Consider the following 19,320-nt stretch of genomic DNA (forward strand, 5'->3'; position numbering starts at 1 on the left):
GTCCGATCCGCCTGTCGGCGGGTCGGGCACAGGGCTCCGGCCGCGGTGAGCCCTCGATCCGGCGGCCGGCCTTTCAGCTGCTGTGCGGCGGCGTCAGCCTGTCGAGCTCCAGGCTGATCTCGAAGGGCACCGGGCGCTGGAGGGTGCCACGGAAGATCCCGGCGGGCGCGTAGGCGCCAGTGGGTTCGTCGAGCTCGTAGACGTGGACGACGGGCGCCCCTTCCTCGTCCTCGATGCACCAGTAGTGCGGGATGCCCGCCTCGGCGTATTTGCGGAGCTTCACCGTGCGATCGCGATGGGCGGACTCGGGTGAGACGACCTCGATGACGAGCCGGACTTCCTCCGGTGCGAACCAGGTGCGGTCACCGTCGAAGTCGGCCGTTGTCACCAGCAGGTCCGGTTCGGGGCGGTTGCGCGGGTCCAGCTTGATGGTCATCTCGCGGCTGACCCTGGTATCGGCGGGCACCTGTTCCATGAGCGCGACCGTGAGCATGGTGACGAGGTGGCCGTGCCACCACCTCTGGGGCGACATCATGAAGACGAGGGCTCCATCGATCAGCTCCGTGTGGCGGGGTGCCTCGGGCAGGCGGTCCAGATCCTCCGCGAACCAGCCTTCCGCGCGAGGCGGGCGCATCCAGTCGGGCAGTGCGGTCATGAACCAACCCTAGCGAGTGCAGGCCCTGCGAGGGGGGCGCTGCGCCGTTGATCATCCGGCGGACTCACGCAGCGGCGACAGCGCCCGGGAGCCGCGCATCCGGGACATCGGGCATCGGCTGGAAGGAACAGTCCTCCTCGCCGGGCACGTGCGGGAGGAAGCCGTCGGGGAGGGTGCGGGCGGCCGTCGTGAGGAGACGCTTCAGCACGTCCTGGTCGCCGGCCGCAGGAAGCCCCAGGGCGGTGAGGAGGCGGTCGCGCAGGGCTGGGTGGTCCGGGTTGTCCTCCAGGTAGTCGGAGCCGAGGGCCGGGGGACGGGAGCCGGCCAGGGCCTCCTGCCAGGACGGGAGGACGATGACGAGGGTCAGGGCCTCGGCCAGTGACTCGGCGATCAGCGCGGCCCGGCCCTCGGAGTCGGTGTAGAGGACCGGGCGCGGGTGGCCGGGGAACGCCGGGCCGCAGAGGTAATGGGTGCCTCCCGCGTTGCATCCGGCCACGGGCTCCACCCGAAGGCCGTTGGGCAGGGCTATCTGCTCGATCGGGTCGGTGCGGGCGAGGTCGAACGCACCGCCGCAGGCCAGGTAGGAGGAGGCCTCGGGGTGCGCCGCGATCCTGCGGAGCAGGGCGTCGTCCGAGAGGGCGGCCGGGTCGAGGGCCGCGCTGATCGCAGGGGTGAGGGGATGCCCGGCGAGGACGTGGCGGACGGCATCGAGGGGGACGGGACGCTCGTAGTAGTCCTCGAAGTACGCCTGGACGGCCTCGGGGGAGCGGTCCGTCAGGAGATGGAAGAGGTAACCGGAGCCGTCCGGGTCCTCGCTGCCGGGCGGGAAGTCGATGCCCGAACCGGTGCGCCAGGCCGTGTCGTCGGTCTCCCGCCACAGACAGGCGGTGACACGAGGGACGCCGGAGCCGCCCTCCTCGCGAAAGGCGGGATCGTCCAGGAGCGGGCGCAACGCGGCCGGCACCTCGTCGATCACTCCGGGCCAGACCTCCTCGTCGTCCGACCCGTACGGGCTCATCTGCGACTCGTGGTCGAAGCCGCGTATGAGCACACCGTCCGTGGTGAAGTGGACGGAGAAGTCGTCCCCCGAGCCGTTGTCCATCAGGGCCGCCTCCTCGCCGGGGCCCCATGCGGCGTCGAAGGTGTAGCAGCAGAAGGCCGGATCGTCGCCGAGAGCGGCGTCCAGAACGGCCAGCGCGCGCAGATGGAGACGGAGTTCGTCGGGGGCCGGGAGGAGGGCGGCGGTCTCGTGCACAGTGCTCATTTCGTCATGGAAGCAGGGGGCACTGACAACCCGGCACGTTGCCTGCGGCCTTCCGGTGCGCATCGGAAGGGAACCAGGCCGCACCCGCACCCCCTTGGTCCGCGCGGGCGGCGGGGGAGCCCCGCCGCCCGCGCGGACCGCATGCGGTTACGCCGCCCTGCGGGCGAACGCCTCGGCCCTGGTGCGGCGTTTCGGGTCGAAGGCGTCGACGGTGCCCGCGCCCGCGTCGCCGGGGCCCGCCTGCCAGCCGCGGATCGTACGGGCCACGCCCTTCACCTTCGGGTGGCCCGGCTTGTGCGCGAGCTCGAAGTGGGACTCCTTCGGGGCGGCGACCTCGCCACCCCAGACGACCGCACCGTCCAGCTCGGCGAGGATGTCCCGCACCACGACGAGTTCGTGCGGGTAGAGGCCGCCCTTGACGCCTGCCGGGTAGGCGAGCGGACGGATCGCCAGGGCGGTGCCCGACAGGTAGTTGGACTCGTAGTCCTCGGCCACGGTGCGCGCCGTCCGGTGGCCCGTGACGTCGTCCTCGCGGAGCTGGTCGATCTCGTAGTGGAAGCGGCGGGCCACGTGCAGCAGGATCACCGCCGCGTCACCCCCCGCGAGACGCACGGACCGGCCGGAGCCCTCGATCGTGAAGAGCTCCGCCTCGTCGAGGACGGGCCAGCCGTTCGCGGACTTCGCACCCGCCCAGCGCCGGCCGGTGGGAGCGCCGGCGGCCGACGGGACGGCCGGGGCGGCGTACGCGGTGCCGGGCAGGCCGGCCAGGGCCGTGGTGGCCCCTATCGCGGCGCCCGCGAGGAGCACACCGCGTCGGTCAATCTTGTTTCTCACTCTTCTTCCTTCCGATGACCGCCGTCGCGACAGCACCCGCGGCACAGCCGACGAGCAGCAGCGCGATGGCGACGAGAGTGGGGTTGACCCAGGCGGGGACCAGGTCGAATCCGGCGTTGCACCTGTTGTGCAGGGGGAACCACCGGGACGGCTCGCGCCAGGACTCCGACCGGTAGGCGTCGTCGTAGCCCGCTCCCCGGGAGGCGCAGGCCTCCCGGACGTCGAGACCGCCGGAGAAGACCCCGACGAACCAGACGACGCAGCCGAGCCCGGTCAGCACCACCGCCGGGAACACCCACCAACCGGGGCGTTCCCAACGGCGTGCGGACAGTCCGCGCGCGGTTTTCCAGACACTCAGCACGAACACCGCCAGGACGAGTGGGGGGAGTGCGATGGCGGCCAGTGCCGAGACGGCGTTCACTTACGGGGTGGTCCCTTCGTTCATTCGCGGGCCGCGCGGCTCCTGGCGGCCTTCAGGTACTTCTCGTGGTTCGCTTCATAGGTGGCACGCAGGCGCCGTTCGGTTCCCGTGCGGGCCAGCATCACGTCGACGAAGCCCTGCTCGAAGGGCTCCAGGTCGTCGTACCCGAGCATCGCGGGCAGCGTCTTGATCCCGCCCCGTACGGTGACGAGCCCGATCTGGGCGGCGATGACCTTCGCGTCGTCGGCCGCGGTGAGGATGTTGTGGGCGAGGAACTTGGCGTCCTCCGCGTTGCCGCTGAAGCGCCCGCTCCAGTAGCGGCTGAAGCGTGTCAGGCCGCCGCCCCCGTTGTAGAGGTCGCGGACGGCCTGGACGATCGTCTTCCCGTCACGGACCGCCTTGGCCAGCAGCCAGGCATCCGCGTCCTCGATCAGGTCGTTGTAGCCGAAGCTGGACGCGACCCCGACCTTGGCCATCTTCAGCTGCACGAAGTTGCGGCCGTCGGGGTACTGGTCCGAGGCCCGGCGCCAGTCGACGTAGAGGGTCAGCAGGTCGCCGCCCCAGCCCGCGACGTCGCCCGCGTTCACCGAACGCGGGTTGGACGGCATCCAGGAGACGAAGTGCCCGTTGGCGGACGCCATGAGGTGCTCGGCGCCGAGTTCGTACGCCGTGTACGGGTCGGTGAAGTCGGTCATCACCGACATGCCTTTTCCGTTGGCGTAGTCGACGAACTCCGAGTTGTACGACCCGATCAGGAAGTCCCAGTCGCCGCCGCCGTACGCCTTGTGCCGGATGTACTCCATGACCAGCTGGTTCGGGTCGCCCTCGCCCGGGTAGGCCACGGCGTGGTCGTACAGGCGCTGGACGTAGTCGATGAAGCCGTCCGCCGGGCCCGACGGCTTGTTCACGCTGCTCTGGCCGGGGTCGATGCCGGAGACCACGTCACGGTCGAGGTCGAAGGTGTCCGACCCGTTGGTGACCTTGAACTCCTTGATCTGGTTGAACGACCAGTTCGCGGGGATCGGGAAGCCGAGGTTGCCGGAGAAGCCCCATGACATGCCCGAGACGAACGAGTAGCGGGCCCCGGTCTGCCGGCTGACGACGGTGCACACGTTCCGCGAGCCGTACACGCCGTGCACGTAGCGCCTGCCGTTGTAGGCCAGGCCGGCGGCCACTCCGTGGAAGTACGGCACGATCGCCGCGTCGATCTCGTCGCGGGTGGCGTCGTAGTCCACCGCGAAGTAGATGACGGTCCCGCGGTTGAAGCCGTAACCGGAGGCCAGGCTGTGGGCGTTGAGCGCGTGCTGGTAGCCCTGGCTGTAGGTGAAGTCGGAGAGCTGCCGGGCGTTGTCCTGGTAGATCGGGAAGACCTTCAGCCCGTTGCTGAACATCGTGTTCAGCTCGCCCGGCTTGATCTCCTTGTCCAGGGTCGAGCCCGGCGGGTCGTAGATGTAGCGGCCCACGACCGCGTAGCCGTTGTTGCGCAGCCACTGGGCGCGGGAGGCGGTGATCTCGAAGCGGGTGTCGGAGCCGGTGGCGGGGCGGTCGGGGTCACCCATGGAGACCAGGAGCTGCGCCCATGTCCGGTAGTCCGAACGCCCGTTGACGTCCAGTTTCGAGAACCTCTGGAATATCTCGACCCACTCGCGGAGCTTGGAGTCGTAGCTGCTGCGCCACGTGGTGGGGGTGCCGGTCTCACTCGTGCCGGTCGGGACGGGGGAGTTGAAGACGCAGGCGGCGGAGAACAGCTGGACCCACAGGCCCGAACTGCCCTCACCGAGGTTCTTGGTCTGCAGCCCGGCCTGGGTGGCCGGGCCGAAGTTCCCGTTCGGGGCGGCGATCCCGAGCTCGTACTGGATGGCGATCATCATGGACTTCTGCACGTCACGGGAGTAGATCCCGTCGCAGGGGCCGATGGTGTAGGCGTCCCTGGTCCAGTAACTGCCGTTGAGCCAGCGCTGGATCGAGCGGATGTCGTCCGTACCGCCGCTGACCTTCGTGTACGCGTCCATGTTCAGGATGCACTTGAAGATCTTCGGTGTCGTGACGCCGCCGGCGGTGCCGGTGCCCCCGTCGGGCAGGCCCATGTCGGTGAGGAGGTTCTTGACGGCCTCGGTCGTGACGGCGCCGTAGCCGCCGTAGCCGTTGGCCCCCCAGTAGCCCTTGCAGAACAGGCCGTGCTGGATGATGCGGACGATGTTGGTGTTCTTGTCCCAGCCGAAGCCGATGTCGCCCAGGGCCTGGAGCCTGGACATCGTGGTCGGGCCGAAGCTGGCGACCACCGGGCTGATGCCCAGTTCGTGCTGGAGGCCCATCACGAGGGCGTTCATGGTGGACCAGCCTGTGCGGCCGTCCTCTGGGCACCGTACGTATCCGGAGACGCCTCCGTAGGTCGCGTTGACCCACGTCTGGGCGTCGAGGACCTTCTCGTCCAATGTCGATCCCTTTCTCGGCAAGGGGCGGCACCTGGCCCGGCGTGTGCCACGACGACGTCGCGGTACAGCGCCGAGGACATGCTGCTCTGCCGCGGACGCTACGCAGCGGAAGTCTCCGTTCCCTCTCCGCGGACCGTTCCCTCTCCCCGGCCCGCTCGCCCTCTACGGCCCGCTTCCCCTCCGCGGGCCGTCGCCTCGCCGCGACGGCCCGGACGGCGGGACCGTCGTACCGTGGTGGCAGGGACGTCCGATGCCCCCAGCACGCGGTGTCGCACGCCGGTCACGGAACGTCGGCCGTGTCCCGTCGTTCCCGCGGACCCGCGGGAACGCGGAGGCGGGACGCGTGGGGCGGGCGGCACCAGGACAGGAGAGCGGCATGTCGTATCCGGAACCCGTCTACGCCGGCGGCGAGGGCGAGATCACCGCGGTGTACCGACCGGCGGACACCGCCCCGAACCTGCTGACCCGCAGCGGCGGCAGCACCGACTACCTGGCCACCACCGGCTCGACGCACGGCGAGTTCGGGCTCTACCGGATCACCATGGGCCCCCGGGCGGGCGGCCCCGCCACACACTTCCACCGGTCGATCTCGGAGTCCTTCTACATCCTCGGCGGGACGGTCCGGATCTTCGACGGCGAACGCTGGACCGACACCGGGGAGGGCGACTTCCTGTACGTCCCCCAAGGCGGCCTGCACGCCTTCCGCAACGACTCCGACGAGCCCGCGTCCATGCTGCTGCTCTTCACGCCCGGAGCGCCCCGCGAGGAGTACTTCGAGAAGGTGGGGCAGGTCTCGGACTGGCCGGAGAAGCAGCGGGCGGAGTTCTTCATCAAGCACGACACCTACTGGACGGACTGAGTCCGTTCAGGGCGCGAGGCCCGTCTTCAGACCGGCCCCGCAGAGCGGGACGACGACGCTCCGGCCCGTCTCGCCCCCCACGGCCGCCCAGCACGCCACCCCGGTGGTCTCCACGAAGAAGCCCCGGGCCGCCAGGTCCCGTTGTGCCGCCCGGACCTGATCCTCCGTCACCGTCAGGAAGGTGCCCCCGGACTCCCGGACGGCCGCGAGGATCTGCCGGGCACGGGGCGGGCGCGGGATGGCGATCCCCTCGGCGAGCGTCGCCAGGACCGGCGCGGCGGTGTCCGGCAGATCCTCGGCCCCGGCGTGGAAGGCGGCGGCCAGCGGGGACACCGCCTCGGCCTGTACGGCGATCAGGGCCGGGCGGCGGTCGATCAGGCCCTGGGCGAGGAGTTCCGAGGTGGCGAGCGCCGCGCCCAGCAGCAGGGTGCCGTTGCCCACGGGCACGGCGATGGCGTCCGGCAGGGTCCCGCCGAGCTCCTCCCAGATCTCGTAGACGTACGTCTTGGTGCCGTGCAGGAAGTACGGGTTGAAGACGTGCGAGGCGTAGAAGGTGCCGGGCACGTCCGCGGCGGCACGGGCGGCGGCCGCGGTCGCCTCACGGCCGCCGGGCACGGTCTCCAGGCGGGCGCCGTGGGCCCGGATCTGCTCGGTCTTCTTCGGGGAGGTCCCCTCGGGGACGTAGACGGTGCAGGGCAGGCCCGCCCGGGCGCAGTAGGCGGCGACGGCCGTGCCCGCGTTGCCGCTGCTGTCCGCGACGACCCGGTCCGGGGAGAGCCTGCGGGCCAGTTCGGCGAGCATCACGGCGCCGCGGTCCTTGAAGGAGAGCGTCGGCATGAGGAAGTCGAGCTTGGCCGAGACGTGTCCGGTCAGGGGGACGAGCGGGGTACGGCCCTCGCCGAGGGAGACGGCCGCGCCGTCGAGCGGGAGGGCCTCCGCGTAGCGCCACAGCGAGTTGACGCGCCCGGCCAGCGCGCCGAGCGCCACCGGGGCCCGCGGACCGGTGTCCAGATCCCAGGGACCCCGGCAGACCGGGCAGCACCACGCCGTAGACGCGGCACCGGCCCGCGTCCCGTCCTGCGGGCAGATGTACGTCGCCGTGGGCATGCGGAGGTCGGCCATGGGGCGAATCTAAGGCCGCGCGCCACCCGTGATCCAGTCCGGCGCGTGGTGGGGAGCGCGCGGGACGGCCGTCCCGCGCGCTCCCCACCCCGTCGTGTCCGTCAGCGGCGTCCCAGGCCGCGGGCGACCGCGGCCATCAGCTCGCCGTCGTCGGTGTCCCCGTCCAGCGACCAGAACATCGCGCCGCCGAGCCCGCGCTCGCGGATGTACGAGGTCTTGGCGCGCAGCACCTGCGGGTCGTCGTAGGTCCACAGGGTCGTGCCGTCGAACAGCCAGGCGTGGCCGTTCCTGACGTCCCGGTGCACCTTGTACGCGCCGGATTCGGCCAGTTTCTTCAGGGCCTTGTAGTCCTCGTAACCGGCGGCCCAGGTGGCGGGCGCGGGTCCGGCGGCGGGCTGGCCGAGGCCGTCGCCGCCACCCGTGACACCGGTCCAGCCCTGCCCGTAGAACGGCATGCCCATCACGAGTTTGCGGGCCGGGGCGCCGCGCCGGAGCCAGTCACGGACCGTCTGGTCGACGCTGAAATCGCCCCTGGCGCGGAGGGCGGACTGCTGTGCCGTCGTCGCCTCGCCGGAGACGTGGAAGTCGTAACCCTGGAGGTTGACGAAGTCGAAGTCCCGCATGATGCGCGGCACGTCGAAGCCGGCGTCGATCTTGGCGGGCGCGGTGGGGACGAAGGCGGAGAGCTCGTAGTGCTTCGGCTTGCCCTTCCGCTCGCGGCCGCTCCTGGCGTAGGCGTCGAGCTGCGTGCGGAACTCGTGCACCAGGGCGGTGAAGTTCCGCTTGTCCTCGGGGCGGTAGACCGTGTCCGTGTCGCCGGCCGAGCCGGGCCACTCCCAGTCGAGGTCGATGCCGTCGAAGAGGCCCGCGGCGGCGCCCTGACCCCCGCGCGTTCCGTCCACGGGCAGGTTGCCCTTGATGTACAGGTCGATGCACGACGAGACGAGCGCCTTGCGGGAGGCCGGGGTGCGCGCGGCATCCGAGAAGTGGGTGGACCAGCTCCAGCCGCCGAGCGAGATCATCACCTTGAGGCCGGGGTGGGCGGCCTTGAGTTCGCGGAGCTGGTTGAAGTTGCCCGCGAGCGGCTGGTCCCCGGTGTCGCCGACGCCGTCCACCGACCCGGCGTCGTCGAGCGGCCGGGCGTAGTCCGCCCAGGCGTCGGCCTCGCCGGGCACGTTGCCGGTGAAGCAGGTGCCTTCGGGGCTGACGTTGCCGAAGGCGTAGTTGATGTGGGTGAGCCGGGCCGCGGCGCCGCTGGTGTCCAGGTCCTTGACCTGGAAGTCGCGCCCGTAGACCCCCCATTGGGTGAAGTAGCCGACGCTGCGGTACGCGGGGTCGTGGTGGCCCGCGCCGCGGTCGTGGCCTCGGCCTTCGGCGGTCGCCGCCGGGGCGAGGCCGGCGAGCAGGGTGAGGGCGCAGGCCGCGGTGGTCAGTCCGGTCAGGGTTCTTCGACGCATGGGGCTCGTTCCTGTGCGTGGGCCGGGATGGGATCCGGGCGCGGGCCCGGGTGTTCCGGTGCCCGAGGGCAGCGGGAGCCGTGCTGTGCACAGGAAGGTATTGGTCTGGACCAAAAACGGTCAAGGGTCCGGACGTGTCCGGTCCGGGTATGCGCTGGTCGGCGTCGAATCATCACTTCGGGTGAAACTCTGGCCCGTGCTTGCGGTTCTCAACCCACGGTTGCGACGCTGTTGCTGTCTGTCAACCTGTTGGGAGTGGCCTGTGCCTTTCGGTGAGCAGCCCGCCTATCTGCGCGTGGCGAGCGATCTCAGGGAGAAGATCGTCAACGGCGCGCTGCCGCCCCATACCCGCCTGCCGTCGCAGGCCCGCATCCGCGAGGAGTACGGGGTCTCGGACACCGTTGCGCTGGAGGCGCGCAAGGTGCTGATGGCCGAGGGGCTGGTCGAGGGCCGGTCGGGCTCGGGGACCTACGTGCGCGAGCGGCCCGTGCCGCGACGGATCGCGCGCTCCGGCTACCGCCACGGGCCGGGGGCGAGTCCGTTCCGTCAGGAACAGACGGCGGAAGGAGCGCGGGGAACCTGGGAGTCCCGCAGCGAGCAGGAGGAGGCGAGCCCCGAGGTCGCCGAGCGCCTCGGGATCGAGCAGGGTGACCGCGTGATGCGCACGAGGTACGTCTTCCGGGAGGCGGGCGAGCCGGTGATGCTGTCCACCTCCTGGGAACCCCTCGCCGTCACGGGGCGTACGCCGGTGATGCTGCCGGAGGAGGGGCCGTTGGGCGGCTGCGGTGTCGTCGACCGGATGGCGGCCATCGACGTCGTCGTGGACAACGTCGCCGAGGAGGTCGGCGCCCGCCCCGGCCTCGCGGAGGAGCTCCTGACGCTCGGCGGGGTGCCCGGCCATGTGGTGATGGTCATCGGGCGGACGTACTACGCCTCGGGCCTGGCGGTGGAGACCGCCGACGTCGTGGTGCCCGCCGACCGCTACCGGATCGCCTACCATCTGCCGGTCAAGTGACCGGTGGGGCGGCTGTGATGACCGCTGGGAGCGACGCGCTGTCCGCCGCCCGTGATGCGGAGTTAACGCACCCGCGCCGCTCTTAACCGGCGGGCAACGCCTCGCCGTGACGACTTGTCATGTCCGGCTCCTACCTTCCCGTTCGTCACCCGCACACCGGACCGACGAACGGGAAGTCACCGATGACGGACATCGCAACGCCCCCCACGGGCGAGGCGTCACAACCGGCCCCGCCGGACGGCCCCCACGCGCCGCGGCGCAGCTACGCCAGGCTCGCGGCCGACGAGAGCCGCGAGGACTACTCCCTGCGCTACGCGCCGCACTCCTTCAGGCGCTGGTCTCCCTCCATGGTCGCCGGGACGGCCCTCGGCGGGATCGCGTACCTCGCCGACTTCGCGATCGGCGCGTCGATCGTCTTCACGTACGGATTCACCAGCGGGCTCGCCTCGATCCTGGCCGCCGCGGTGATCATCTTCCTCACCGGCATCCCGATCGCCCGCGCCTGTGCGACGTACGGGCTGGACATGGACCTGGTCACCCGTGGTGCCGGCTTCGGCTACTTCGGCTCGACCCTGACCTCGCTGATCTACGCGTCCTTCACCTTCATCTTCTTCGCGCTCGAAGGCTCGATCATGGCGCAGGCCATGCACCAGGCGGTGGGGCTGCCCGTCGAGGCCGGATACCTGATCACGACGCTGATCGTGATCCCCATCGTCTTCCGGGGCATGGGCGCGCTGGCCAAGGTGCAGGCGTGGACGCAGCCGGTGTGGATCATCGGCCTGGTACTGCCGTTCGTGGTGCTGGCCTTCGAGGCCCCGGACGCCTGGGGGGCGTTCAGCTCCTTCGGAGGCACGGAGGGCGCCGGGCCGGGGTTCTCCTGGATCGCCTTCGGACTGGGCACGGGTGTCGCGCTCTCGCTCATCGCCCAGATCGGCGAACAGGCGGACTACCTGCGCTTCATGCCGGCCAGGACGGAGGCCAACAGGCGGCGGTGGAACCTCGCGGTGCTCGCCGCGGGCCCCGGATGGGTCGTCATCGGGGCCGCGAAGCAGCTCGGCGGCGCCTTCCTGGCCTTCGTGGCGCTGGAGGCGGTCGGCAGGACCCACGCCCTGGAACCGATCGCCCCGCAGATCGAGGCGCTGAAGCCGTGGCTCGGCTCCTTCGCGCTCCCCGCGGCGGCCGTGTTCGTGATCGTGTCCCAGATCAAGATCAACGTCACCAACGCCTACAGCGGCTCCCTGTCCTGGTCGAACTTCTTCTCCCGGATCACGCACAGGCACCCGGGCCGGGTCTGGTACATCTTCCTCAACCTCGCCATCGCGCTGACGCTGATGGAGATGAACATGTTCGCGGCCCTGAACAAGCTGCTGGGCTTCTACTCCAACGTGGGCATCGCCTGGATCGCGGCCGTCGCCGCCGACCTGGTCATCAACAAGCGCGTCGGGCTGAGTCCCCGCTACATCGAGTTCAAGCGCGCCTACCTCCACGCGGTCAACCCGGCGGGCTTCGGGGCGATGGTGATCGCCTCGACCGTCTCGATCCTCGCCTTCTTCGGGCTGTTCGGCCGGTACGCCGAGGCGTTCTCCACCTTCATCGCGGCCGGACTCTCCCTCGTCCTGTGCCCGTTGATCGCCTGGCTCACGAAGGGGAAGTACTACCTGGCGCGGCCGAACCCCGTGAACGGCCCCGGCGCCGAGGTCGCCGACATCACCGCCACGCACACCTGCGCGGAGTGCGAGACCGGCTACGAACTGCCGGACATCGCCGACTGCCCGGTCCGGTCGGGCCCCGTCTGCTCCCTGTGCTGCTCGCTGGACGCGGAGTGCGGTGACGTCTGCCGCAAGGAGCCCGCCGGCCGGGTGGTGCTGCCGATGCCCACGGTGCGCACGCCGGGCACCCCGGCGGGCTGACCCGACGGAAGCGGGGGCGCATTCAACGGAGTGCGCCCCCACCGGTGTTGGCCGGATAGGTGTCTCTTTGTGCGAACTCGCATCCGCTGAGTGAAGGTCAGGCGTACGCTCGGGCATATGCGTACTGCGGTTTCCTGGGGATCCTTAGAAGCGTGCACGCCGGTGGGGAGAGGGGCGAGATGCTGGGGAGGAACGGCATGACCGACAGCGGTGCCGTGCTCCCCTGGCTGGTGATCAGACAGGACGACAACGGCAACAGGTATCGCGTCGGCCGCTATGCGACGCAGGACGAGGCACAGAAGATCGCCGACGGCCTGGACCGTCACGGGCACAAGCAGCTCTACTGGGTGGAGCGCACCGGCCGGACCGCACGACCGTAGCGGGCGGGAGCCACCGGTTACGCTCCGGCACATGAGTGATTCCGTGGTGGTCGCAGGGGCCGTCTGTGACGGAGGGCGGCTCCTGGCCGCCCGGCGCAGCGCCCCGCCCGAGCTCGCCGGCCGCTGGGAGCTTCCGGGCGGCAAGCTGGAGCCGGGCGAGAGCGGTGAGCAGGCGCTCGTGCGCGAACTCCGCGAGGAGCTCGGCGTGGAGGCGCAGCCGCTGGAGCGCATCCCGGGGGAGTGGCCGCTGAACCCGGGCTACGTGCTGCGCGTGTGGATGGTCCGGCTGGTCTCGGGTGAGCCCAGGCCCCTGGAGGACCACGACGAACTGCGCTGGCTCGACGCGGGAGAGGCGGACACCGTCGACTGGCTGGACCAGGACCGCCCCGCGGTGGCCGAGGCCGTACGCCGCCTGCGCGGGACCCCGGGCGCCTGACGGAGGCCCCGCCGGCACATTCCGCGCGGTCCGCACGTCTGCCGGCGAGCACGGCCACGACCAGGGTCCGGCCTTCGTGCCCGCCGGCACATTCCGCGCGGTCCGCACGTCTGCCCCCGCCCCGGCTCCCGCGACATCGCTCCGCGTGCCCCGCTCGCCGGACACCTCCGCGCAGCCCGCGCCGCGCGCCGCCTTTCCCCGCCATGGTCCGCCGACGACACCGCGCCCCGTCCGCAGGCGGCACCGCGGGCCTTCTCCTCGTGCGGGGCGCGTACACCCGTACGCCCCCACCCGATCGTCCGCGCGATAAAGTGCGCCGTATATCGGGTATGTGCCGATTGGACCCCTGAGGGTGGGTGCCCCCGCTGTCGACCCTGGGAAGTGATCGGCGTGACCGACCCCGACGGCGACCGTGCCGAGTGGAGCTTTCCGGCGGCGCCGGGCTCCGTGCGCACCGCCAGGCACGCGGTCCGTGACGCACTGCACCAGTGGGGGTACAACGGCGGTCTGGGGGACATCGCCGTCCTGCTCGTCAGTGAGCTGGTGACCAATTCGCTGCGCCACGCGTCGGGCCCCATCGGCGTCCGGCTCGTGCGGCCGCACCCCAGCGGTGACGGTGCCGGCGCACGCGACGACGGGCGGGGTCTGCTGGTCGAAGTCTCCGATCCGGTTCCGGATGCGCCCACCGAACGCACGGCCGGACCCGAGGACGAGAGCGGGCGCGGACTGCAGCTCGTGGCTTGTTCCGCACGCCGCTGGGGGACCCGGCGCGGAAAGAGCGGCAAGACGGTGTGGTTCGAGCTCCCTCTGCCTGGTTAGGAGTGGGGAGGGACGCACAGCGATCACCGGAGGTCGGGCAGGACCTGGCTGAAAGGGACTGAGACCGTGCTGTGATCGTGAACGCCGTGCCGGTGGGGCCCGTAGTGCTGAATACTGCGGGCAGGACCGGTCCGGTGTGTGAGCTGGAGGGGACGGTCGCGTGAGCGAGATACCTGGGACAGCGGGCGACGTCGTGTGGCAGAGCAGCCCGCCTGGCTCGATCTACGAATACATCAGGGTCGCCTCCTTCTCCATCGGGGCGGACGGGTTGATCGAGCAGTGGAGCCGGCGGGCCGCCGGTCTGTTCGGCATGGCCTCCGACGAGGTCGTGGGCAGAGACCCGGTCGAGGCCTTCATGCCCGCCGAGCTGCGCCCCGACGCCCACAGGCGGGTCGGCGAGATCCTCGACGGCAAGGAGTGGACGGGCCTGGTCCCGTTCCGTATGCCGGGCGAGAACGGGGCGAGCGGCCTCGCCGAGATCTACGTCATGCCCAGCCTCACCGGGGCGGGGGAGCGGGCCGCGCTCTGCATCGTGGTGGACGTCCGCGCGCTGCGCCGCATCGAGACGGACCTCGCGGCCTCACAGGCGATATTCGGCCAATCTCCCTTCGGTTTCGTCCTCTTCGGTACCGATTTCACGGTCGTACGGGCCAACAAGCGCTTCGCCACGGTCTTCGGGGGCGAGGCGGACGACCACCGCGGACGCACCGTGGACGACTACCTGGCCAGGCCCGAGGCGGAACGGCTCTCCGGCACGCTGCGGCGCGTCCTGGAGACGGGCGACGCCGTCACCGATCTGCAGCTCGTCGGCGTCCCTCCCGGCGGCATCGGCCGGCGCCACTGGTCCATGAACCTCTACCGGGTGCACAGCGGATCCGGGCGCCCCATCGGCGTCGCCGGGCTCGCCACCGACGTCACGCAGCGGCACATCGCCGCGCGCGAGGCCGCGAGCGCGCGCCGCAATCTCGCCCTGCTCAACGAGGCCAGCGCGCGCATCGGCAACTCCCTGGACCTGGAGACCACCGCCAGGGAACTGCTCGACGTCGCCGTGCCCGGTTTCTGCGACATCGCCTCCGTCGACCTGTACCAGGGACTGCTCACCGGGGAGGAGGCCTCGCCCTCCAGCTGGGGCGGGCACCAGGAGTCCGGTACCGGCTCGGCCGAACTGCGCCGGGTCGCCCACGCCAGCGCGGTCGCCGACGTGTCCGGCGTCCTCCCCGGCACGGCGGACGCACCCGGGCCGGAAGCCGGCGCGGCCTCCGGGGCGGGCGGCGGGGAGCCCGCGCTCGGTTCGGTCCACCGCTTCCCGTTCCAGTCCCCCTGCGCCGTCGCCCTGCGCACCAGCCGCGTCGAGGCGGTGCCCGGGGACGACCGCGGATTCGTCCAGTCCACCCTCGCGGTGCCGATGGTCGCGCACGACGTGGTCGTCGGCCTCGTACAGTTCTCCCGCACCAAGGGCAGCGAGCCCTTCGGCGAGCGGGACCGGGCCCTGGCCACGGAGCTCGCCGCCCGCGCCGCCGTGTGCATCGACAACGCCCGCCTCTACCGCCGGGAGCACGAGCGGGCGCTGATCCTCCAGCGCAGCCTGCTCCCGCCCGGTGACCCCGAGGCGGCCGGTCTCGACATCGCCTGCCGGTACCTCCCCGGCAACACCGCCACCGAGGTCGGCGGCGACTGGTTCGACGTGATCGAGCTCCCCGGCCACCGCACGGCCCTGGTCGTCGGCGACGTGATGGGCCGCGGACTGCGGGCGGCCGTCGCCATGGGCGAACTGCGCACCGCCGTACGCACCCTGGCCCTCCTGGACCTGGAGCCCGCCGAGGTCCTCTCCGCCCTGGACGAGGTCGCGCGCGGCCTGGGCACCCCCGGAGGTGGCGAGCGGAGCGACGGCTTCGGCGCGGGCGGCGGGGCTCAGTGGCCCTCGCGCGTGGCCCACAAGTCCCGCGAGGCCGACCTCTCCGAGGTGTATCTGGCGACGTGCGTGTACGCGGTGTACGACCCGGTCACCCGGCGGTGCACCTTCGCCAACGCCGGCCACCTGCCGCCCGTGGTGGCCGAGCCCGGTGAGCCGCCCCAGCTGCTGGAGGTGCCGCCCGGCATGCCCCTGGGCGTCGGCGGCGAGCCCTTCGAGGAGGTGGAGATCGAGCTGCAGGAGGGCTCCCTCCTCGCCCTCTACACCGACGGGCTCGTGGAGTCCCGGGACCATCCCCTCGACGAGGGCCTGCAGGCCTTCCGGCAGGCGCTCGCCGATCCGTCGCAGCAGTTGGAGGACGTCTGCGACCACGTGCTGACGACCCTGCACACCCGGCACGGCGAGGACGACATCGCCTTGCTGATGGCGCGTATCCAGGGGCTGGAGGCGGACGCGGTGGGCGACTGGCGGCTGCCGCGCGAACCGCGCTCCGTCGGCCGGGCCCGTGAGCTGGCGCGGGGACAGCTCGGCGCCTGGGGCCTCGACGACCTGGTGGACACCACCGAACTGCTCGTCAGCGAACTCGTCACCAACGCCCTGCGTTACGGCGAGGGCGAGATACGGCTGAGGCTGCTGCGGGACCGCACCCTCGTCTGCGAGGTGTGGGACGCGGGGCTGGTCCAGCCGCGGCGCCGGCGGGCACGCGACACCGACGAGGGCGGCCGCGGTCTGCAACTGGTCGGACTGCTCAGCGCGGCCTGGGGATCGCGGCGCACCCCGCGCGGCAAGACGGTGTGGTTCGAGCTGGCACTGCCGGACGGGGAGCCGTCCCCGGAACTCTCGGTGGACCAGCTGCTGAGCATGTACTGACCCGCGTACGCCCGGGAAGGCCCCCGCGCGGGGGCTTCGCGGCCCGGCGCCGGAGGCCGGGCACCCGCACGGAGCGGGCACCCGCCCCCGGCCGGGCCGTCCTTCACGACGCGGACTTGAGGGCGGCGAGGCGGGCCTCGATCTCCGCGCTGTCGCCGACGCTGTCGAGCTGCTCGAACTGCGCGTCGAGGGACGACGCGGCCAGCTCCTGCTTGCCCACCGCCCTCGCCTCCTCGCGCCGCACCTTGTCCTCGAAGCGGCCGAGCTCGCTCGTCGGGTCCATGACGTCGATGCTCTTGACCGCGTCCATCATCCGGTTCTGGGCCCGCGCCGACGCGTCCCGCGCGACCAGTTCGTCGCGCTTGGACTTCAGCCGGGTCAGCTTCTCCCTCATCTGGTCGAGGCCGGTCTTCAGCTTCTCCACGACGACCGTCTGCGAGGCGATCGTCGGGGCGGCCGTCTTGGCCTCCTGCTCCGACTGCAGCTGCCGGCCCAGCGCCACCTTGGCCAGGTTGTCGAACGTGTCGGCCTCCGCGCCCGCCGCCGCGGCCCGCAGCTCGTCCGCCTTCCGGCTGGCCGCCAGGGCCTTCTGGCCCCATTCCCGGGCCGCGTCGACGTCCTCCCGGTGGTCCTCCTCCATCAGCCGGAGGTTGCCGATGGTGGCGGCCACCGCCTGCTCGGCCTCCGCGATGTTGGCGGTGTAGTCGCGGATCAGCTGGTCGAGCATCTTCTGCGGATCCTCGGCCTGGTCGATCAGAGCGTTGATGTTGGCCCGGGCCAGCTGGGTGACGCGGCCGAGGACGGTCTGCTTGGTCATGGCACCTCTCCTAGTACGACATCGTGGAACGCCGGGCCGGACCCGCCGTCAGAAGCGGCCTCCGCCGCCGCGCCGTCCCCGGGTCCCCCCGCCGCCGAAGCTGCCCGGCCCGCCGCCGAACCCGCCCCCGCCGAGCCCGCCGCCGAAGCCCCCGCCGAACCCGCCGCCCCGGCCGCCGCCGCCCAGCAGGCCGCCGAGGATGATCCCGCCCAGGACCGCGCCGCCCGTCCCGCCGCCCCCGCGCATGCCTCCCGGACCGCTGCGGTCGCGATACGCGCGCACGTCCTGCTCGGCCAGGCTCCGCGCCTGCGTGGCCAGCGCGTCCGCCTGCTGCGCCTGGGCCAGGGCGCCCTGCGGGTCGCCGGCCTCCGACAGTTCCCCGGCCCGCTCCCACCGGCGCTGCGCCTCCGCGAGCCGGGTGCGGGCCTGACTGCCGACCGCGCCGCGGTTGGTGGTGACGTAGTCCGCGGCGGCGCCGATCGACGCCCGCGCGGTGAGCAGGGACTGGTCGAGCAGCGAACGCGCCCGGCGGTCCCCGTGCTCCTGCTCGCGGGCACCGGCGAGCGCCTCGTCCAGCGCGGCGTCCGCCTCCTCGACCCGGCGCAGCGCGTCGACGGGGTCGTAGGGCCCCGAGCCGAGCGCACCCCGCACGTCGGCGTGCACCGCATCGGCGCGGGCGATCCGGCCCTGGAGGTCCGCGGTCGGCACATCCTCCGCGGTTCCCCCGAGCAGCCCCCTGGCGTCCGCCAGGTCCGTCTCCATCTCGGTGAGCGCGCCCGGCAGGCCGCTCGCCGCCGCGGCCAGTTCCCCACCGCGCCGGTCCACCCCGTCCACGAGCGTGGAGACCTGCTGGATCGCCCCCTCGGCGGCACGGACGTAGACGGCGGCCTCCGCGTTGTTGCCGGAGTCCACGGCCTGGCGCGCCCGGGTCAGGCTGGAGGTGGTGAAGACCAGCCGGTCCTTCGCCCGTTCGACGTCCTGGGCCGCGGGCGCCGTCGCCGACTCCGCGTAGCGCTCGCGCAGCGCCCCGACGGCCGTCTCCGCGGCGGTGACGCGGTCCTTGAGCTCTCGGAAGGCGGCCTCGGCGGAGTCCACGGCCTGCGGGGCGGTCTGTTCGAGTGCGCGCAGCCGGTCGAAGTCCTCGGCCACGGCGTCCAGGCGGCCGTTGGCGTCCGCGCAGCGGCTGATGATCTCGTCGAGCATGCCGCGCCGGGTCTCGTCGTCCTCGGGGAACGCGTCGTCGAGCTGCTGCCGGAGCCGGAACGCCGCGGTGAGCTCGGTCCGCGCACGCCGGACCGCCTCCGCGAAGGGGGCTGCCGCCTCCTCGCCGAACTGGGCGGTGGCGAAGCCGAGTTCCTCCTGGCTCGTGCGCACGGCGTCGTCGGTGTCCACCAGGTCGGCCTTCGCCCGGGCGTCGAGTTCCGGCAGCGCGGCCCGGGGCTCGCCCCCGGGCCCGGCCCCGCTGCCCCAGCCGCCGGGCGCCGGGGTCGTCCGGGTCGCCGTACGCCGCTTGCGGCGGGTGAAGACGAAGGCGGCGACCACGACCGCGGCGACGAGCACCGCCACGGGCACGATGAGGTTGACGGAGGCGCCCTCGTCGTCGGCGCCGCTGGGATCCGCGGGGCCCGGTGTGATCGCGGGGGTGGGGACGGGCTCACCTGCGAGTACCGCGGCGTAGCCGTCGGCGGCGCCGATCGCGGCGCCGGCCCAGTCGTTCTCCCGGAGGGCGGGCTCGATCGCGGTGGTGGCGACGTCGGCGAGCTGGGCGTCGGTGAGCCGGGACCCCTGGTCGACGGAGTAGGCGTACTGCCGGTCGTGCGTGGCCACCGCCAGCAGCACGTCGTCCTGGCCCAGCCCGTTGCGGTTCGCGGTCTCGTCGGCCCAGGTCTGCGGGGCCCGGCCGGAGAAGTCGCGTACGTACACGACGAAGAGCTGGATGCGCCGGGCCGCGTACAGGCGGTCGAGCGTGCCCTCGACCTGGGGCCCCTGGTCGCCCAGCGCCCCCACCCTGTCGGTGATCTGCCCTTCGCGCGACAGCGGGACGGGGGCGTCGGCCACGGCGGCGGGCGAACCCGCCAGGACCATCCCGATCACCGCGGTCAGGACGGCGAGAA

General features: G+C 72.1%; 16 protein-coding genes. 7 read left to right on the forward strand and 9 right to left on the reverse strand.

Translation table 11 applies throughout. The features are described 5' to 3' along the window. Nucleotides 1–73: 73 nt before the first annotated feature. The 5 genes from OHT61_RS20850 to OHT61_RS20870 all read right to left on the reverse strand — a co-directional run bounded on the left by OHT61_RS20850 (nucleotide 74) and on the right by OHT61_RS20870 (nucleotide 5,609). Entirely contained in the window at nucleotides 74–655 is a 582-nt protein-coding gene (locus tag OHT61_RS20850) for a Uma2 family endonuclease (protein ID WP_329040310.1), read from the reverse strand. 64 nt (nucleotides 656–719) lie between these two features. Next, nucleotides 720–1,919 (reverse strand): hypothetical protein, encoded by a 1,200-nt coding sequence (locus OHT61_RS20855; protein WP_329040311.1) that lies wholly within the window; start codon nucleotides 1,917–1,919, stop codon nucleotides 720–722. A gap of 147 nt (nucleotides 1,920–2,066) precedes the next feature. Next, nucleotides 2,067–2,753, reverse strand: coding sequence for a hypothetical protein (locus OHT61_RS20860; protein WP_329040312.1), 687 nt, complete (start codon nucleotides 2,751–2,753; stop codon nucleotides 2,067–2,069). Beyond that, nucleotides 2,737–3,174, reverse strand: a complete 438-nt coding sequence (locus tag OHT61_RS20865) for a hypothetical protein (RefSeq protein WP_329040313.1) — start codon at nucleotides 3,172–3,174, stop codon at nucleotides 2,737–2,739. Before OHT61_RS20865 ends, OHT61_RS20860 begins: the two co-directional genes overlap by 17 nt. Before the next feature lie 20 nt (nucleotides 3,175–3,194). Next, complete coding sequence (locus OHT61_RS20870; RefSeq protein ID WP_329040315.1) at nucleotides 3,195–5,609, reverse strand: glycoside hydrolase domain-containing protein; 2,415 nt, start codon at nucleotides 5,607–5,609, stop codon at nucleotides 3,195–3,197. Between the two features lie 376 nt (nucleotides 5,610–5,985). On the opposite strand from OHT61_RS20870, the gene OHT61_RS20875 reads away from it, so the two are divergent. Continuing rightward, entirely contained in the window at nucleotides 5,986–6,468 is a 483-nt protein-coding gene (locus tag OHT61_RS20875; protein WP_329040317.1) for a cupin domain-containing protein, read from the forward strand. A gap of 6 nt (nucleotides 6,469–6,474) precedes the next feature. On the opposite strand, the gene OHT61_RS20880 is transcribed toward OHT61_RS20875, so the two are convergent. After that, on the reverse strand, nucleotides 6,475–7,590 hold the full coding sequence (locus tag OHT61_RS20880; protein ID WP_329040319.1) for a threonine synthase: 1,116 nt from the start codon (nucleotides 7,588–7,590) through the stop codon (nucleotides 6,475–6,477). A gap of 101 nt (nucleotides 7,591–7,691) precedes the next feature. After that, nucleotides 7,692–9,047, reverse strand: coding sequence for a glycoside hydrolase family 18 protein (locus tag OHT61_RS20885; RefSeq protein ID WP_329040321.1), 1,356 nt, complete (start codon nucleotides 9,045–9,047; stop codon nucleotides 7,692–7,694). Between the two features lie 262 nt (nucleotides 9,048–9,309). Between OHT61_RS20885 and OHT61_RS20890 the strand changes: the two genes are divergently transcribed. The 6 genes from OHT61_RS20890 to OHT61_RS20915 all read left to right on the forward strand — a co-directional run bounded on the left by OHT61_RS20890 (nucleotide 9,310) and on the right by OHT61_RS20915 (nucleotide 16,389). Continuing rightward, nucleotides 9,310–10,062, forward strand: a complete 753-nt coding sequence (locus OHT61_RS20890; RefSeq protein ID WP_329040322.1) for a GntR family transcriptional regulator — start codon at nucleotides 9,310–9,312, stop codon at nucleotides 10,060–10,062. A gap of 182 nt (nucleotides 10,063–10,244) precedes the next feature. Next, entirely contained in the window at nucleotides 10,245–11,972 is a 1,728-nt protein-coding gene (locus OHT61_RS20895; protein WP_329040323.1) for a purine-cytosine permease family protein, read from the forward strand. Nucleotides 11,973–12,169: 197 nt separating this feature from the next. Further along, nucleotides 12,170–12,352 carry an SPOR domain-containing protein gene (locus OHT61_RS20900; RefSeq protein WP_329040324.1) on the forward strand — a complete coding sequence of 61 codons (183 nt, stop codon included), beginning with the start codon at nucleotides 12,170–12,172 and terminating at the stop codon, nucleotides 12,350–12,352. A 31-nt stretch (nucleotides 12,353–12,383) separates the two neighbouring features. Further along, the gene (locus OHT61_RS20905) at nucleotides 12,384–12,788 is read left to right on the forward strand and encodes a (deoxy)nucleoside triphosphate pyrophosphohydrolase (protein ID WP_329040325.1); all 405 of its coding nucleotides are present in this window, start codon (nucleotides 12,384–12,386) and stop codon (nucleotides 12,786–12,788) included. 381 nt (nucleotides 12,789–13,169) lie between these two features. After that, complete coding sequence (locus OHT61_RS20910) at nucleotides 13,170–13,607, forward strand: ATP-binding protein (RefSeq protein WP_329040326.1); 438 nt, start codon at nucleotides 13,170–13,172, stop codon at nucleotides 13,605–13,607. 193 nt (nucleotides 13,608–13,800) lie between these two features. Further along, nucleotides 13,801–16,389 (forward strand): SpoIIE family protein phosphatase, encoded by a 2,589-nt coding sequence (locus OHT61_RS20915; protein WP_329043344.1) that lies wholly within the window; start codon nucleotides 13,801–13,803, stop codon nucleotides 16,387–16,389. A gap of 103 nt (nucleotides 16,390–16,492) precedes the next feature. Here OHT61_RS20915 and OHT61_RS20920 read toward each other — a convergent pair whose 3' ends face one another. Continuing rightward, a complete protein-coding gene (locus OHT61_RS20920; protein ID WP_329040327.1) occupies nucleotides 16,493–17,206 on the reverse strand; it encodes a PspA/IM30 family protein in 714 nt (237 codons plus the stop codon). A 48-nt stretch (nucleotides 17,207–17,254) separates the two neighbouring features. After that, nucleotides 17,255–19,291: a TPM domain-containing protein gene (locus tag OHT61_RS20925; RefSeq protein WP_329043346.1), complete on the reverse strand. Its 2,037-nt coding sequence runs from the start codon at nucleotides 19,289–19,291 to the stop codon at nucleotides 17,255–17,257. Nucleotides 19,292–19,320 lie beyond the last annotated feature (29 nt).

The sequence above is a fragment of the Streptomyces sp. NBC_00178 genome, assembly GCF_036206005.1.
In the GTDB taxonomy this organism is placed as follows: Bacteria; Actinomycetota; Actinomycetes; order Streptomycetales; family Streptomycetaceae; genus Streptomyces.

What these genes read in the sequence shown, in the direction of transcription:
- OHT61_RS20850 (WP_329040310.1), bottom strand. Translation starts at nt 655, where the DNA reads ATGACCGCACTGCCCGACTGGATGCGCCCGCCTCGCGCGGAAGGCTGG.
- OHT61_RS20855 (WP_329040311.1), bottom strand. Translation starts at nt 1,919, where the DNA reads ATGAGCACTGTGCACGAGACCGCCGCCCTCCTCCCGGCCCCCGACGAA.
- OHT61_RS20875 (WP_329040317.1), top strand. Translation starts at nt 5,986, where the DNA reads ATGTCGTATCCGGAACCCGTCTACGCCGGCGGCGAGGGCGAGATCACC.
- OHT61_RS20880 (WP_329040319.1), bottom strand. Translation starts at nt 7,590, where the DNA reads ATGGCCGACCTCCGCATGCCCACGGCGACGTACATCTGCCCGCAGGAC.
- OHT61_RS20885 (WP_329040321.1), bottom strand. Translation starts at nt 9,047, where the DNA reads ATGCGTCGAAGAACCCTGACCGGACTGACCACCGCGGCCTGCGCCCTC.
- OHT61_RS20895 (WP_329040323.1), top strand. Translation starts at nt 10,245, where the DNA reads ATGACGGACATCGCAACGCCCCCCACGGGCGAGGCGTCACAACCGGCC.
- OHT61_RS20900 (WP_329040324.1), top strand. Translation starts at nt 12,170, where the DNA reads ATGACCGACAGCGGTGCCGTGCTCCCCTGGCTGGTGATCAGACAGGAC.
- OHT61_RS20905 (WP_329040325.1), top strand. Translation starts at nt 12,384, where the DNA reads ATGAGTGATTCCGTGGTGGTCGCAGGGGCCGTCTGTGACGGAGGGCGG.
- OHT61_RS20920 (WP_329040327.1), bottom strand. Translation starts at nt 17,206, where the DNA reads ATGACCAAGCAGACCGTCCTCGGCCGCGTCACCCAGCTGGCCCGGGCC.
- OHT61_RS20925 (WP_329043346.1), bottom strand. Translation starts at nt 19,291, where the DNA reads ATGGTCCTGGCGGGTTCGCCCGCCGCCGTGGCCGACGCCCCCGTCCCG.